Origin of the sequence: Streptomyces sp. NPDC093097, assembly GCF_044754325.1 — a bacterium.
Lineage (GTDB): Bacteria > Actinomycetota > Actinomycetes > Streptomycetales > Streptomycetaceae > Streptomyces.
On record NZ_JBIVOW010000014.1, the window covers coordinates 187,234 to 202,457 of the forward strand.

The 15,224-nt window shown below is 69.4% G+C and carries 14 protein-coding genes; 7 read left to right on the plus strand and 7 right to left on the minus strand.

What is annotated here, in order from left to right; translation table 11 throughout:
• Window positions 1–176 precede the first annotated feature (176 nt).
• Entirely contained in the window at window positions 177–656 is a 480-nt protein-coding gene (locus tag ACIQE0_RS24095; RefSeq protein ID WP_402335672.1) for a carboxymuconolactone decarboxylase family protein, read from the plus strand.
• A 132-nt stretch (window positions 657–788) separates the two neighbouring features.
• On the opposite strand, the gene ACIQE0_RS24100 is transcribed toward ACIQE0_RS24095, so the two are convergent.
• Window positions 789–1,700 (minus strand): LysR family transcriptional regulator, encoded by a 912-nt coding sequence (locus ACIQE0_RS24100; RefSeq protein WP_402335674.1) that lies wholly within the window; start codon window positions 1,698–1,700, stop codon window positions 789–791.
• 568 nt (window positions 1,701–2,268) lie between these two features.
• Here ACIQE0_RS24100 and ACIQE0_RS24105 point away from each other — a divergent pair.
• The 5 genes from ACIQE0_RS24105 to ACIQE0_RS24125 all read left to right on the plus strand — a co-directional run bounded on the left by ACIQE0_RS24105 (window position 2,269) and on the right by ACIQE0_RS24125 (window position 7,622).
• Complete coding sequence (locus ACIQE0_RS24105; RefSeq protein ID WP_366337832.1) at window positions 2,269–2,967, plus strand: methyltransferase domain-containing protein; 699 nt, start codon at window positions 2,269–2,271, stop codon at window positions 2,965–2,967.
• Between the two features lie 129 nt (window positions 2,968–3,096).
• Window positions 3,097–4,614, plus strand: a complete 1,518-nt coding sequence (locus ACIQE0_RS24110) for a class I adenylate-forming enzyme family protein (protein WP_402335677.1) — start codon at window positions 3,097–3,099, stop codon at window positions 4,612–4,614.
• Between the two features lie 19 nt (window positions 4,615–4,633).
• Entirely contained in the window at window positions 4,634–4,804 is a 171-nt protein-coding gene (locus ACIQE0_RS24115; protein ID WP_402335680.1) for a hypothetical protein, read from the plus strand.
• Window positions 4,801–6,462 carry a 2-isopropylmalate synthase gene (locus tag ACIQE0_RS24120; RefSeq protein WP_402335683.1) on the plus strand — a complete coding sequence of 554 codons (1,662 nt, stop codon included), beginning with the start codon at window positions 4,801–4,803 and terminating at the stop codon, window positions 6,460–6,462. The genes ACIQE0_RS24115 and ACIQE0_RS24120 overlap by 4 nt, the downstream gene beginning before the upstream one ends.
• 494 nt (window positions 6,463–6,956) lie before the next feature.
• Window positions 6,957–7,622: a DUF2306 domain-containing protein gene (locus ACIQE0_RS24125; protein ID WP_402335685.1), complete on the plus strand. Its 666-nt coding sequence runs from the start codon at window positions 6,957–6,959 to the stop codon at window positions 7,620–7,622.
• 717 nt (window positions 7,623–8,339) lie between these two features.
• Here ACIQE0_RS24125 and ACIQE0_RS24130 read toward each other — a convergent pair.
• The 5 genes from ACIQE0_RS24130 to ACIQE0_RS24150 form a co-directional block, all read right to left on the minus strand.
• Window positions 8,340–9,671, minus strand: coding sequence for a carotenoid oxygenase family protein (locus ACIQE0_RS24130; protein ID WP_402335688.1), 1,332 nt, complete (start codon window positions 9,669–9,671; stop codon window positions 8,340–8,342).
• Between the two features lie 4 nt (window positions 9,672–9,675).
• Window positions 9,676–10,125: a hypothetical protein gene (locus tag ACIQE0_RS24135; RefSeq protein ID WP_402335691.1), complete on the minus strand. Its 450-nt coding sequence runs from the start codon at window positions 10,123–10,125 to the stop codon at window positions 9,676–9,678.
• A gap of 609 nt (window positions 10,126–10,734) precedes the next feature.
• Complete coding sequence (locus ACIQE0_RS24140) at window positions 10,735–11,109, minus strand: LuxR C-terminal-related transcriptional regulator (RefSeq protein ID WP_402335694.1); 375 nt, start codon at window positions 11,107–11,109, stop codon at window positions 10,735–10,737.
• A gap of 180 nt (window positions 11,110–11,289) precedes the next feature.
• Window positions 11,290–11,949 carry a hypothetical protein gene (locus tag ACIQE0_RS24145; RefSeq protein ID WP_402335696.1) on the minus strand — a complete coding sequence of 220 codons (660 nt, stop codon included), beginning with the start codon at window positions 11,947–11,949 and terminating at the stop codon, window positions 11,290–11,292.
• A gap of 437 nt (window positions 11,950–12,386) precedes the next feature.
• Window positions 12,387–13,019: a response regulator transcription factor gene (locus ACIQE0_RS24150; protein ID WP_402335698.1), complete on the minus strand. Its 633-nt coding sequence runs from the start codon at window positions 13,017–13,019 to the stop codon at window positions 12,387–12,389.
• A 405-nt stretch (window positions 13,020–13,424) separates the two neighbouring features.
• Here ACIQE0_RS24150 and ACIQE0_RS24155 point away from each other — a divergent pair, with 405 nt between their 5' ends.
• A complete protein-coding gene (locus ACIQE0_RS24155) occupies window positions 13,425–14,075 on the plus strand; it encodes a TMEM175 family protein (protein WP_402335701.1) in 651 nt (216 codons plus the stop codon).
• A 222-nt stretch (window positions 14,076–14,297) separates the two neighbouring features.
• Here the strand turns inward: ACIQE0_RS24155 and ACIQE0_RS24160 are convergent, their stop codons facing one another.
• Entirely contained in the window at window positions 14,298–14,930 is a 633-nt protein-coding gene (locus ACIQE0_RS24160; RefSeq protein WP_366337850.1) for a response regulator transcription factor, read from the minus strand.
• Window positions 14,931–15,224 lie beyond the last annotated feature (294 nt).

A 15,224-nucleotide genomic window follows, 5' to 3' on the forward strand; every position in this document is an offset into this window, starting at 1 on the left:
TTGCCGCACACCAGACGTCCGCGCCAAGGGAGTTGTGACACCCGCGGCCGGTGGCCCACGTCACACCGGACGGCTGTCACAGGCGCGCGGGCGGCGGCATCTCCATGTCCGTACCGCCGCCGGGCGGACGCTCCGCACGGCACATCACCCGACGGACAACAAATGAGGACGAAGGCATGGAAGCCCGTATCAACCTGTTCGAGAGCCCGACCGCCGCGAAGATCGCCAAGCGGTTCTACAACGTCGCCTCGGTCCTGGAGCAGTCGCCGCTGCCCAAGAGCCTGTGGGAGCTGGTGGAGCTGCGGATCGGCCAGCTCAACGGCTGCGGTTTCTGCGTGGACATCCACACCAAGGAGGCGGCGGCCGCCGGTGAGACCGCGCTCCGGCTCAACCTGGTCGCCGCCTGGCGGCACACCACCGTCTTCACCGAGGCCGAGCGGGCCGCGCTGGCGCTGGCCGAGGAGGGCACCCGGCTCGGCGACCGCGGGGTGTCCGACGAGACCTGGGCCGCGGTGCGCGAGCACTTCGACGACGACCAGGTCGGCACGCTGGTCTGCCTGGTGTCCCTGGTCAACGCGGCCACCCGGATGAACGTGATCGTGCACAACCCGGGGGGTTCGTACGAGCCGGGCATGTTCGCCGGCCTGGCGAGCTGAACGGCGGACGCGGCCTGGCCCGGCCCCGGAAGCACGCGCTCCGGGGCCGGGCGTGCCCGCCCGCCGGTACGACGGCAACGGCCGGCCGGCTCCGGCTGGTTGAGAGCCGGTGCGGCCCGGGCTCGCCGGCCCTCAGGGGCGCGCCCTGCGCGGCGGGCCGGCGGAGGTGGGCGCCGGGTCGGTGGTGAGGTAGGGGCGCAACGCCTGCCGAGCGGCGTGGGTGGCCGCCTCCGCCAGCGGTGCGCTCGCGGTCGGCGCGAGGGCGAGGGCCAGCGGCAGGGAGCCCGGGACCGGCAGCGACGGAAGCGCGTTGGGGAGCAGCCGGGGCACGGTCCGCGCGTCCGGACCGTGCGCGGGCAGACAGGTCAGACCCAGGCCGGCGGCGACCGCCGCGCGGAGGCCGGGGACGTCGGGACCCTCGTAGGCGAGGTGCCAGGGCTGCTCCTGGGCGGTGAGCGCGGCGAGGACATGCCGGCGCAGGCTGCACGGTTCGGCGCACAGGGCGATCGGGAGCGAACCGGGCTCGGCGGACGGGATGCTGCCGTACCAGGCGAGCCGTACCGCGCCCACCGGCCGGAAGGCGGGGTTGCGCGCCGGGTGCAGCACCAGGGCGACATCGAGTTCACCGGCCGCCACCCGGGCCGCCAGCGGTGTGCTCAGGCCGGTGTGCACGGTGGGGCGGATCCGCGGCATCAGATCCACCAGGGCGGCGAGGAATTCCGGCAGGGCGCCTTCGAGGTAGGGGGAGACGCCGATGCCGATGCGGGTCGGGCGCTCGGCGGCGTTGATCCGGCTGGCGGCCTCGTCGTTGAGCGCCACCAGGCGGCAGGCGTAGTGGTACAACTCGCGCCCCGGGTCGGTGAGTTCGAGGGTGCGTCCGGTGCTCGCGAAGACCGGGCCGCCCAGGACCGCCTCCAGGCGCCGGATGTGCTGGCTGACGGCGGGCTGCGTGAGGGACAGGGCCTGTGCCGCCCGCCGGAAGCCTCCGGTGCGCATGATGGTGACGAGCGTCCGGAGCTGACCGACGTCCAGATTACGGTGCACTGGCCCCTCTTTCCTGTACCACCGGTCTTCGCTTTCGGCTGGCCGATCAGGTGTCTTCACGGCTTCCACGGCACCCCGTACGTACGGGAATTCCCTTACCCGACCACTTTCGCCTTCCTCCTGGTGGGCGACCGTTTTTCGGCGTGTGCAGAGTACCCGGGAAGATGAGCCACCGGTCATGATCAAGACGTCCGGTCCGAAGTGCTGCGGCGCTGGCCGAAAATTGCCCGTTTAGCGGGGAGAAAGAGTCGGCCCAGGTGGCGGCGAGCCCGGACACCGCTCCTCTCCACCCTCCTCCCACCTGCGTGAACAAGCGGCCCGGACAGCGGCGTGAAAACTTCCACTGATCAGCACGATAAGAAACAGAAGTTTGCCTGCCCATGGTGAACGAAGTTAGCCTCACGGCAGCTCTCGGGGATGATCCCGAAGACACCCCACAACAATTTCCCGGGAGCCGGCAGAGCATTATGGCATTTCCGGAAACCCCTCAGGACCTGCCGCGTTCCGCCTACCGCCGTAATCCCTCCAGAAGAGGAAATACGGAGCATCTTCGGGAGAAGGTTCGATCATGTCGCAGACAATGGCCGCCGGCGGTTCCGCGCACACCGAGCTGTGGAATCCGAAGACCTATGACGCGCTGCGCAGGCAGCTCATTCCCTCCTTCGACCTCCTCTACGACAGCGCGGTCGCCGCGGTGGCCATGTCGGTCGGCCCGGCGCCCCGCATCCTGGACCTCGGCGCCGGCACCGGGCTGCTCAGTGCCGCGCTGCGCGAGCGCCTCCCCGAGGCCGATCTGGTGCTCCAGGACCGCTCGGAGCAGATGCTCGCCCAGGCCCGGCAGCGCTTCGCCGCGGACGACCAGGTGTCGGTACGGATCGCCGACCACCTCGACGAGCTGCCCGCCGGCCCGTTCGACGCGGTGGTGTCCGCGCTCTCCATCCACCATCTGACGCACGAGCAGAAGCAGGATCTGTTCGTCCGTATCCGGAAGATCCTTCGCCCCGGCGGGATTTTCCTCAATGTCGAACAACTCCTGGCGCCGAGCGAGGCGTTGGAGAAGATGTACGACCGGCAGCACGAGGCGCATGTGCACGCCGCCGGAACTCCCGCCGAGGAATGGGCCGCCGGCCGGGAGCGTATGAAGCACGACATTCCCATTGACGTCGACACCCAGCTCGGGTGGCTGCGCGAAGCGGGTTTCGGCACCGTCGACTGCCTCGCCAAGGACTGGCGCTTCGCCACCTACGCGGGCTGGAACGAGGCGTGAGGCGGCAGTTGAGCCGCCCGGCACGCAGCAGGAGCCCCCGCGCGGCGGCACCGCACGCGCCCCGTCCGCTTCCGCACCGGCACCGCCCCGCTCCGGAACCGGTGACCGATCCACTCATCGAGGTGAAGCGTGCTCTACCAAGCCCTGTGTGACGTCGCGCAACGCCGGCCCGACCAGCCGGCCGTGACCACCACCGACGGCCAGGCGGTCGGCTACCGGGAGTTGGTCGAGCTGGTCGACCGCACCGCCGCCGGACTGCGCGACCACGGCATCGGCGCCGGTGACGTCGTCGCATGCGCCCTGCACAACAGCGTCGGCTATGTGGCCCTGATCCTGGCCGTGGCCCGGACCGGCGCCCGATACGTGCCGCTGATGAGCAACTTCGACGCGGCCGACACCGCGACGGCACTGCGGCTGACCGGCCCCCGCCTGATCGTCGCCGACCACGACCGCCCGCTCCCCGCGGACGCCCCGCCCCGGATCCGGCTCGACGACCTCACCTCCGCCGCGCCGGCGCCCCGCGCCCCCGGCGAGCGGCAGGCCGGGATCTTCCGCGCCCTGTGGACGTCCGGATCGACCGGCTTCCCCAAGCAGATGGTGTGGCGGCAGGACCGGTTCCTGCGCGAGCGCCGCCGCTGGCTCGCGGACACCGGGATCACCGCCGACGACGTCTTCTTCTGCCGGCACACCCTCGACGTGGCCCACGCCACCGACCTGCACGTCTTCGCCGCCCTGCTGTCCGGCGCCCAGCTGGTGCTCGCCGACCCGCATGCGGCGCCCGACGTCCTGCTGCGGCAGATCGAGGGCCACCGCACCACCGCGATGAGCGCACTGCCCCAGCACTACGAGGAGTATGTGCGGGCGGCGGCCGGCGGCCCGGCGCCCGACCTGTCGCGGCTGCGCCGGCCGCTGTGCGGCGGCGCGTACCTCAGTGCGGCCCAGATGCACGACGCCGCGGACGTACTGGGCATCCACATCCGGCAGATCTACGGATCGACCGAATTCGGCCTGGCGCTGGGCAACATGGCCGATGCGCTCCAGGCGGGCCGGGGCATGCTCCCCGTGCACGGCGTGGGCACCCGGCTCGAACCCCTGGCGGCGGACCGGCCCGACCTGGGCGAGCTGGTGCTGATGTCGGACTGCACCAGCGAGGGCTACGTCGGCAGCGACGAGGCGAACGCCCGCACCTTCCGCGGCGAGGAGTTCTGGACCGGCGACGTGGCCCGGCGCGAGGCGGACGGCTCGCTGCGCATCCTGGGCCGGGTCACCGAGATCCTGGCGGCGGCCGGCGGGCCCCTGCCCGCCCCGGTCCTGGACGAGGAGATCGCCGCGCAGTGCCCCGTCCTGGAGTCGGTGGCACTGCCCGCCCACCCCGGCACCTACGGCAACGAGGTCCTGCTCGCCGTGCACCCCGATCCCGCCCGGCCGGAGAACGAGGTCCGCAAGTCCGTCGAGGCGGTCCTGCACGGCCGCGGCCTGTCCGGCACCGTCCGGCTGACCGCCGACATCCCGCACACCCCGGTCGGCAAGCCCGACAAGCCCCGCCTGCGCACGCGGTGGGAGGCCGAGGCCGCCGCCGGTGACGGCACGCAGGACCCGCCTGCGACGGCCCCTGCTCGGCGGAGCCCGAACGACCCCGCCGCGTGAGCCGCGCCGGGACCGCACGATGATCGGGCCGTCACCGACCGACGCCCTGCCCGCGCACGCCGGGAAGCCGGCCGGCGCGGGCGGGCCGGCCGTTCCGGACACCGCGCGGGAGGCGACCGCCCTCGCCGCCGGCGGCCCGGCGGAGCTCTCCACCCCCACCGCGGCGTCCGGAAGGAGTGCACAGTCATGAGCCTGCTCCAGAGCAACGGCACCGGGGGCGGATCCCCCGAAGCCATGCCGTCCCTTCGCTACGCGGCACCGCGGCCCGCGGACCTGCCCGACCGCACCTGGCCCGGCAACTCCCTGACCACACCGCCCCGTTGGCTCTCCACCGACCTGCGCGACGGCAACCAGGCACTGATCGAGCCGATGAGCCCCGACCGCAAGCTCCGGCTGTTCGAGACGCTGACCGCCATGGGCTACCGCGAGATCGAGGTCGGCTTCCCGGCCGCGAGCCGCGCCGACCACGAGTTCGTACGGCGGCTGATCACCGAGGACCGCATCCCCGACGGCGTACGCATCTCGGTGCTCACCCAGGCCCGCGACGAACTGATCGAACAGGCCGTGCGCAGCCTGGCCGGCGCCCCCGCCGCCACCGTCCACCTGTACAACGCCACCTCACCCCTGTTCCGCCGGGTGGTGTTCGGCGTCACCCGCGAGGAGTGCAAGAACCTGGCCGTGCGCGGCACCGAACACGTCCTGAAGTACGCGGAGCGGCATCTCGCCGACTGCGACCTGGGGTTCGAGTACTCGCCCGAGTTGTTCAGCGAGACCGAGGGCGACTTCGCGCTGGAGGTCTGCGAGGCGGTGCTGGATGTCTGGCAGCCCGGCCCCGGCCGCGAGACCGTCCTCAACCTGCCCGCGACCGTCGAGCGCAGCACCCCCAACGTCTACGCCGACCAGGTGGAGCGCATGAGCCGCGGTCTGACCCGCCGCGCCCAGGTGGCCCTCTCCGTCCACCCGCACAACGACCGGGGCACCGCGGTCGCCGCCGCCGAACTGGCCGTTCTCGCCGGCGCCGACCGCATCGAGGGCTGCCTGTTCGGCAACGGCGAACGCACCGGCAACGTCTGCCTGGTCACCCTCGGCCTCAACCTGCACGCCCAGGGCGTCGACCCCGGTATCGACTTCTCCGACATCGACGCGGTCCGCCGCACCGTCGAGGAGTGCACCGGCCTGCCCGTCCACCCCCGCCACCCCTACGCGGGCGACTTCGTCTACACCTCCTTCTCCGGCTCCCACCAGGACGCGATCAAGAAGGGCTTCGAGGCACTGGAGCAGCGGGCCGCACGCGACGGCGTACCGCTGCACCGGGCCCGGTGGGAGGTCCCCTACCTGCCGATCGACCCCACCGACGTCGGCCGCTCCTACGAGGCCGTCATCCGGGTCAACAGCCAGTCCGGCAAGGGCGGTGTGGCCTATCTGCTGCGCCAGGAGCACGGCCTCGACCTCCCCCGCCGCCTCCAGATCGAGTTCGCCCGCGTCGTGCAGCGGCACACCGACGCACACGGCGGCGAGGTCACCGCGGAGCGGCTGGGCGCACTGTTCCAGGCCGAGTACCTGGACGCCGCGGAGCCCGCGGACCCGCCCGGGGCGGACCCGCGGATGCCCTCCCCCGAGGTACGGGTGCTCTCCCACATCGAGCAGCCGCTGCCCACCACCGACGGCACGTCCGAGGTGGTCGTCTACGCCGAGTGCTCCGTCACGGGCCCGGCGGCGACGAGGACCGTGTGGGGCGTCGGCCGCGCGGCGGATCCGGCGGCGGCACTGGAACGGGCCCGCTCCAGCGCCGCCGGACGGGCACGACGCACGGCGGCCGCCGCCCCGCGCCCGACACCCGGCCGCTGACCAGTCGCCGGGATTCGGCGGCCCGTATCCCACGAAACGTCACGGTGGATCCGGAACTCCAAAAACCTCTCGCCGCTGTTCTCGCATTCACGACCCAGCCGCCTCGTGCCGCATTCCGGATCCGCCGGCCTCGCACCGCCGACGGCGGCACACCCTCGTATGTCACTGCGGGAGTCGTCCTTACCGGCCGGCAGGTGTGCCGGACCCCCTGTCGACGGCCCGTCAACTGTGACTCCGCGCCATTGGATGGCCCCGCAAGCCCGTGAAGACTGTCGGAGCAGTGCCGTGGACCAATCGCACACGGTTATTCGGCGGCTTGCGCCTGCGGTCGGCAGACGCGAAGTGCGTTCAGGTTCCGCCCGGACTCCGTCATGTGGTCCCGACCTGCACCCGTGACATTTGACATCCGAACGGAACCCTCAATGACCAATACCGTCTCCACGAGACCCACTTCGCACAAAGCCTCGCGTCACAGGTGGAGCTGGACCTGGGTCATGCTGTCCTCACTGGCGATAGCCGGCTACTTCGTCGGCCAGTACGGCGAAGGCACGCTCGACGAACTCGCCCACGGCAACGTCGGATTGGCCACCACGTATGCGGATCGAAGCTGGCCGGTCCAGGTGGCCTTCTATATCCACATCGTCAGTTCCGGGCTCGCGCTGGCACTTGGGCCCTGGCAGTTCTCCAAGCGCCTGCGCACCCGGCGCCCGCGCGTGCACCGGTGGATCGGGCGGACCTACATGATCACGCTCGGCCTCGGGTCGGTGGCGGCGTTCGTCATGTCGATGTTCAACTCGGTGGGCATCAGTGGGTTCTTCGGCTTTGCGGCTCTGGCGGTGCTCTGGGGATGGACGGCCCTGCGGGGGTACCAGGCCGCGCGTGCCCGGCGGTTCCGCGAACACGAGGCATGGATGATCCGCAACTTCGCCCTCACCTACGCCGCCGTGACACTCCGGCTGTGGCTGGGCGTGCTGATATTCGTGCAGTTGCCGTTCTCCGACGGCCGCGAATTCCCGGACATCTTCAGTCAGGCATACGGCCCGCTTCCCTACCTTTGCTGGATACCCAACATCGTGGTGGCCGAGTTCATGGTGCGGCGCCGGAACCTCCCCTCCCTGCACATGACCACCTCCACGCCCGACCCCCGGCTCACCACATGACGCTCCCCTCGCCGCTCTGAGCCATCCCACCACCGTGGTCGCACACGCCCGGCGGTGGCCCGCCCGGTGGACAACCTGTCCACCGGGAATCCGGGTCGCCGCCGGGCACACTCATGCGGGGAGTGTGCCTCCTACGTCGAAGCCGATCAGGACGGTCAGCTCGTCGGTGATCTCGTCGGCCGGCTCCAAGGGGACACAGTCATGCGTCCCCGGAGCCCCACGGGTTCCATGGCGCCCCGCACACGCCGCGGCTGCCCCGCCCGCTGCGCGCGTCCAGGCCGTCCACCCGTCGACGAGCGGCACTTGAGGGTGCCTGGATCACCGGCTCTCCTGGGAGTCCCGCGCAGCCGGCGGCGTCACGCCCGATCGCCAGCGCACGTGGGGGCGGATCGTGTTCCCCGCGGCGACGCCGCTCGTTCCGCCTGTTGTGCTCCGGTGGCCCCACCCTCCGGTTCCCAACGGCTGGGCGAGGCGCACGGGCCGGCGCCGGAGCAACGTGCGAGCCGTCTGGCGCCCGACCGGTTCAGTACGGCACAACCGACCGGGAGACGTACCTGTTGAGGGGCCGTTCGTACGGCGGGGCTTCGCGCACACGCCTACGGCCGTCGCCGCGACACCGCTACAGGGATGTCGCCACGACGGCCGTGTTCGTCCGCCTCACCAGACGTGTGGGGATGGTTGTGGGGCCCTCCATCCGAGACGGCGGGCCCCACACGGTCACTCGTCCGGCAGCCAGTTGCCGTGGAATCCGAACGGGACACGACGGGGCAGGTGAATCGTGGCCACCGGCGGCGCCACGACGTCCTGAGCGTCCAGGATCACCAGGTCACTCTTGTCGGTGCTCGCGTCGTACACGAAGCTCAGGAGCCATCCCGGCCCACCAGGTGTGCCGTCGGCCGCGGCGAACGACGCCTCGTTGGCAACACGGCCCGCGGGGAGCTCGTGGCGCATCGCGTTACCGGTCTTCAGGTCGTAGCGGATCAGGTAGGAGTGGGAGAGTCCGGTGCCGATGTTCGGGGTGTCCGACACCGTGACGTGTCCGAAACGGGAGTCCAGACCGGCCAGGCGATCGTCCACGCGAGGGAACTCGCAGGGCGTGTCGTCAAGCTGGGTTTCGATGACCTTGCCGGAGTCGAGGTCGAGTTCCCAACGCCACAGAGTGGCATGGGTCTCGCTGTAGACCGGGTAGCGGGTCACGTACATGGTGATCCGACCGCTGTCCGGCCCCTCGTCGAACGCGTTCATCGGGTGGAACACGTAGCACGGTTCGATGGGCAGCCAACGGACCGCGCCGAACGGGTCGTTGCGCCGCAGCACACCGAGCCTGGCCCCGTAGGTCGGGCGCCACTTGTACGGAAGGTCATCGCCGCGGAGAGCCGTCTCCTGGTCGAAGACGACCGGCAGGTCCATGAAGACGACGTAGTTGGTGGTCAGGTGGAAGTCGTGCATCATCGTGTGCGCCGGCACGTCGATGGGGCGGCTGATCGTCAGGGCACCTGAGGCGTCCGCACGGTGGTAGGTGAGGAAGGGGGGCTTGAAACCTCCGTACCCGAAGAAGTGCAGCTCACCGGTGATCGGGCAGATCTTGGGGTGGGCGGTCATGGCGGTGTGCAGACGCCCACCGAAGTCGTAGGGGCCGATCGTGTCGAGTTCGCGGCCGGGACGGAGGTCGAGTTCATACGGAAGGGACCCCTCCACCAGCGCGAACGTCCGCCCGGCGTGCCGGACCACGTGGGTGTTGGCGGAGCCGGCGGCCAGGTCTTCCTGCCCGTCACCGAAGGTCGTCTTGCCATCCGTGAACTTGGTGGTGCGGACCCAGCGGTTGCGGTACGAGGTTGCTCGGCCACCTTCCAGACGGACACCGTGCACCATGCCGTCACCGAAGAACCAGTGGGGGGAATCGACGTCCTGGGGGTTGGGCCCGTTCCGCACGTACCAGCCGGTGAGCTCCGGGGGAATCGCCCCGGTGACCTCCAGGTCCTGGATGGTCATCTCGTCCATCACCGGCGCGTAGTTCTTCGCGAGGTGCGGGACGGGTGGGTTGTTCATCACATCAAACTCCCTGCGTGATGGTTGCGTTCATGCGTGCCTGAACGCGCTTCGGGTACTGCACCGTGACGATGGCCGGAATGATGAGCCCGGCGGCCTGGAAGAAGACTCTGAATCCGACGTTCAGATGAGCGACGACGACCAGGCCCAGGGTGAGGGTGCTGATCGAGAAGGCGATGGCCCAGACCCTGGTCAGGATCAGGTTGACCCGGAGAAAGCCGGGGTCGTTCCACATCTCGCGCGGGACGTCCCGCTTCGCGATGCCGGTGGTGAACGGGTGACCGACGAGGATCGACCCCCACGCCGTGGCGGCCAGCCAGGCCATGGAAACCGGGCCGTCCAGGTGTTCGGCCGGACTGCTCGGGTCAGCGAAAGCCAGCACGGTCCAGAGCGCGAAGAACACCGTGTTGCTGTATTCCAGAACGAGAGCTTCAGCCTTGAAGCCTCCCTTCACTCCTATGAGCAGGATCCAAGCGCTGACGACGAGGGCCCCCAGAGATGCCCACTGCCATCCGAAAGCGGACATCCCAGCAAAAGCCACCCAGGGAAGAAATCCCTTAGCGAATTGCATTTCATTCCTCATTTATTCAAGAGAGAGCCGATGACGTTCCTGCTCCGGCAGGTCGGATACGAACGGGGATCCGGTGCCAAGGTGGGCGATCCCGCCCCGCCGCCGTTCCGCATCTCCTGCACGAAGTCGGCCAGCTGTTCGTCATGTGCTTCGGATGCCACATCACCTTTGTTGCGCGGTGCGGCGCGGCCGATCCCGCCGGCCGAAGCCCGTAACCGCTGGGGTCATCCGGACCGTGGTCCCGGGATGAGGAGACCACTCGCCGCCACGGCCGCCCGGGGTTCCCGGCGGCCGTAACCGTCTCCGGCCGGACTTAAAAGCCCAAGGCCACTCGTGCCGGACATCCGAATGTGATCCCGAGGGCAGAGAGCACCGAAAGAACAGTGGACTCACCGGCGGCGATGCCGCTTGCCGGAACTGATCTGCCGTCGGAACAACAATAGACCGATCAATGGAAGGGCCGCGCCACTCTTGGGCCTTTCGGCCTCATCCCTATGCCCTTTGGGGAACCCGTTCACACGTTCTCCAATTCTTCTCCGCACTATGGATCGGAGAAAGGGCTTCGACACCCGCCCGCCCTTCCCGCGCATGGGTGTCCGCAGCGATCCGGGCGGCCCTACGAGGCATCGAGAGCACCGCCTCCCAGGTGGGTCTGGAACGCGGAGATGCGGTGCGGTGATCGTGACGTGAGGCAGGCTGCGGGCGATGCGGCATTCCAGGTGGTGGCGCGCAGTGGGTGGTCGCCACCCGATCCCCGGAACCCGTCCTGGAGAAGACACAGTTGAGGTGGGTCTTCACGGTATGCGCGCTCAGGTACAGCTCGCCGGCGATCTCCGCGTTGCCCCTGTCCCGCGCGGACAGGAGCATGATCTCCGCCTCGTGACCTCAGTCCCATCCATCACCGGCATGCACAGATCCAACAAGATCGCATCCGGCCCATGCTCGACGGCCATGGCGCTTTCCGCGGAGCAGGGGTGCCGTGAATGTCCATCAACGAGACCTCACACGCCGCGTGGTGAGGGTGCCGGCCCCAACCATCACCCATGCTCATCGCCAGTCGTTGTACCTGCGCGCCCGGCGCTGCCGCCTGCGGCCGCGAAGAGAGTCCAGTCCGTCGCCCTGCGGGTAACGGGTGTACGGCGGCGGCTGGTTGGCGCCGTACACCTGCCCGGGAGGCTGATTGTCCAGCGGCGGAGGGGAGAATCGCTGTGCCATCTGATCCGGGAACGTCCGGCCGTCCCGCTCCGGGGCGAACTCCATGCCGGAGGACAGCAGTCGCGGGACGAGAACGACGGCCTGGCCGAGCCGGTTGATGCCCAGTGCAAGGAGGATGGTCGCCGAGGACGCCGCCACCTTCGCGTCCAGGGTGTGTGCGACGACGGTCAGGCCCAGGCGCGTGACCACCAGCAGCGCCCACAACCACAGCCCGGCGGCGGGCATGCGGGCCCACGTCACACCGGCCCGCGGTTCCAGCCGGGTCATCGCACCCTGCCCGGCTCCGATGCCGAAGGCGAGCAGTCCGCCGGCGACAAGGCACACGACGTCGGTGGAGGTCGGGTGCTCGTTCCTCAGCAGAGCGAGGCCGATCACCGTGAGGACGACCGGCAGCACCATCACGCGCCGGCCCGTGAGCGCCTCTCCCCGCAACTGACGTGCGATGACGGCTACCACGATGGCTATCGCCACCAGGATCTCGATGTAGCTCATACTTCTTCCTGTCCGTGGGTTGGAATTGGTGCCACCGCGGGCGGACCGGCCCCCAAGGTGTGGGCTGACCGGTCTCGGGCGTCCACGGCCAACCGGAAGGGCGGTTCGGCCGGTGCGCGCGGATGCCAGGCCGTACCGGCACCGGCGGCCTCACCCCAGGCGGTGACCTCCGAGGTGACTCCCGGCGCCGGGCGTGGTGTCCTGTGGATCGTCGCGGTGGGGGCCCGTGCTGCGATCTCCTACGGCTCCGTCCACTGGTTCCGCGTTGAGCTGGGACAGTGGACGGTCGACAACGGCGTGGCCGCGGCCGCCGTCACCGGCCCTCTGGCTCCCGACCAACGACGGTCCGCCGCAGCGGCGTTACATGCTTGGCGGGCGGAACGGCATCCTCGGCGAAGACCGCCTTCGAACTGATTCGAGGCCGGCCGGCGCCTGTGTCAGAGAGCGCCGGATCGCATCGCGTAAGCGATGGCGTGGGCACGGTTGCGCAGCCCCAGGCGGTCCATCATTCCCGCCAGGATGTTCTTGATGGTGCGGTCCGAGTAATTCAAGGCGTCCGCCACCTCCGCGGTGTCGAAACCCTCGGCGAGCAGTTTCAGGACCTCCACCTCGCGCTCCTTCAGCCGAGCCATGCAGGGGTCTTGCGACTCCCGAGGCCCGTCCCGGAGGGTTCCGATCTGATCCATCAACGACCGTACGAGCACGTCGGGCGGCTCGGCCCGTCTCTTCCGGCTGTCCAGCACGGCCTGAAGCACGCTCTCCAGACCGGCCTGCGCGCGCGGCACGAAGCCCACCAGGCCGTACCGCACGGCCCGCAGCATCCTGGCCTCGCTGATGCCGTCAGCGCTGAGCACGATCGACGTCCGCGACCTCGATGGCGCGGCCGACAACCGCCGCATCGACACGAGTGTCTCGTCTGTCACTTGAGTGGCGAACATCGCGACCACTTCGGCCTCTGAGGGACGACCGGGCGCAAGAAGTCTCACCTGGTTACACGCCTGGAAGTACGCGCGGGCCCCTTCACCGGTGATCGGGTCGCTGGCAAGCACCGCCAAGGGCATTCCGGCCATGGCGTCTCCTCTGCGCGGCACCGCGCATTCCCTCAAGCCTCCGCCATGCACCACACCCTGGATCACGTTCGAACTCCCTGGCCGCTTCGTCCATGCCGACGGATTCGACTGCCACGAGACCCGGCAGCACCTGCATCCCATCCATACCCGGAAGCCTACATGTCAGTCTCGACAGGTCAAGTATGGCGTCTGAACTGCACTGGCGCCCAGATCGGGGGAATCCCGGAACTTCATCACGAAGCACACTATGAAATTGACATGTCGAGATCACCAAGTGCAGAGTCACTTCGAGTGACGGCCAGAACGACCCCGAGCGACCACGCCTCGGGCCGTGCGCCGCGCCTGCCCTGCACCGAGGCACGGCCCGCATGGGCTGAGCACGGAGAAGAACGAGGAGTCCTGCCAGTGAGACCTCTGCACGGAATCGACGTCGAGCGGGTGCGAGCGTTCGCCGACGCCGTCTTCGCCATCGCCATCACGCTCCTCGCGCTGGAAATAAGCGTCCCGGAGGATGTGCCTTCCGCCGAACTCGGGCATGCCCTCAAGGAAACGCTCCCGTCCGTCGCCGGCTACCTGCTGAGTTTTGTCGTCGTCGGGGCGCTGTGGATCTCCCATCACCGCCTGTTCCGGGCAGCGGAACAGTTGGACGGCCCGCTGATGTACCTCGATCTGGCGCTGATGGCCCTCGTCGCCGCACTGCCGTTTCCCACGAAGCTCATCACCAGGTACCACAGCAACCCGTTCGCAACCTCGCTGTACGCCGGCACGATCGCCCTGTCCGCTCTGCTGATCACGGTGATGGCGCTGTGGCTCCGCAGGCGCCCGGCGTTGTGCAACCCCAGGGCCCCGCACGAGCTGATCACCAAGCCGCTCCACAGCGCGATGGGTGTCGCAGTCATCTTCGGAAGTTCGCTGCCGGTGGCCCTGATCTCGCCCGACGTGGCGGAGTACTGGTGGGTCGGCCTGGGTATCCCCGTCCGGCTCTACGTCGCATGGCGCCACAGCAGGACGGCCAGGCACGCGGCGGCGATGCCGCCTTTCCGCCCCACCCGCTGACCACTGGCGCGTGATGGGCCCGGTCGGCCACAGCCGTGACCTCCACGGGCCCATTCCGCCGACCTCCGACGAGGAAGAGAAGGCCGCGGGTCGCAGCCGGAGGTCACACGACAGCGCCCGAAGCCGCCAAGACCCCCTCCAGACACCAGGGGAACAAGGGCTGGGCGGATCGTCGTCGTGCCCGCCCAACGAGCGTCGCGGCACGTCGCACTTCGCGACGGTTCAGATCACACCGGCTCGCATCGCGTACACGATGGCCTGGGTCCGATTGCGCAGGCCGAGGCGGAACAGAAGCCCAGCCAGGGTGTTCTTGATGGTGCGCTGCGAGTAGTTCAGCTGCCGTGCGACTGCCGCGGTGTCCATTCCGTCGGCCAGCAGCTTGAGGACCTCGATCTCCCGGTCCTTGAAACCGGCTACGTTCAGGCCGCGCGGCTCCAGAACGTCCTCCTGCAGGCTCCGCACCTGGTCGATCAAGGACTTGACGAGTACGTCCGGGAACTGGACCCCGCCCTCCCGACCCCTCAGCACGGCCTGGAGAACCTGGTCCATGCACCCCTGCGAGCGGGGCACGAAGCCGACGAGACCGAACCGGACGGCACGTATCAGCTCCACCTCACCGATGTGGTTCGCGACCAGCACGAACTTCATCGCCGGCGTCGCCGCCCGCTTCACAAGCTGCCGCATGGTCGCCAAGGTGTCCTCGGCCACCTGATGGGCGAAGAGCACAGCGACATCGGCATCAGCCACCACACCGGGCGGAAGCAGTCTCACCGAGCCGCTCGCACGGAACCAGGAACACACTCCGTCGCGCGTGACCGGGTCACTGGCAACGACAGTCAGCGCGGGCGGCGGCACGACTTCTCTCCCTGTTCGGTTCCATGCCGTTCCACGGGGCCGCGCTTGCGATCCCGTCCGCGCCACCGGTCGCTCCCGGAGGCACTGGCATGGCTGCTCACTGCCTGAACGGTATGCGGCATCAGAGCCGGGCATCATGTCGCCGACGCACAGAAGCCAGGCCAGTCGGTGTCAAGTCCCCACCGGCCAGGCCCCGTAGAGGGTGTGAAGGCGTGTCTCCACGGAACGACAGGCCGGGTCGGCCCACGGGGTCCCGGGCCCATGGAGAGAAGGCACCTGGACCAGGTCCCCCGG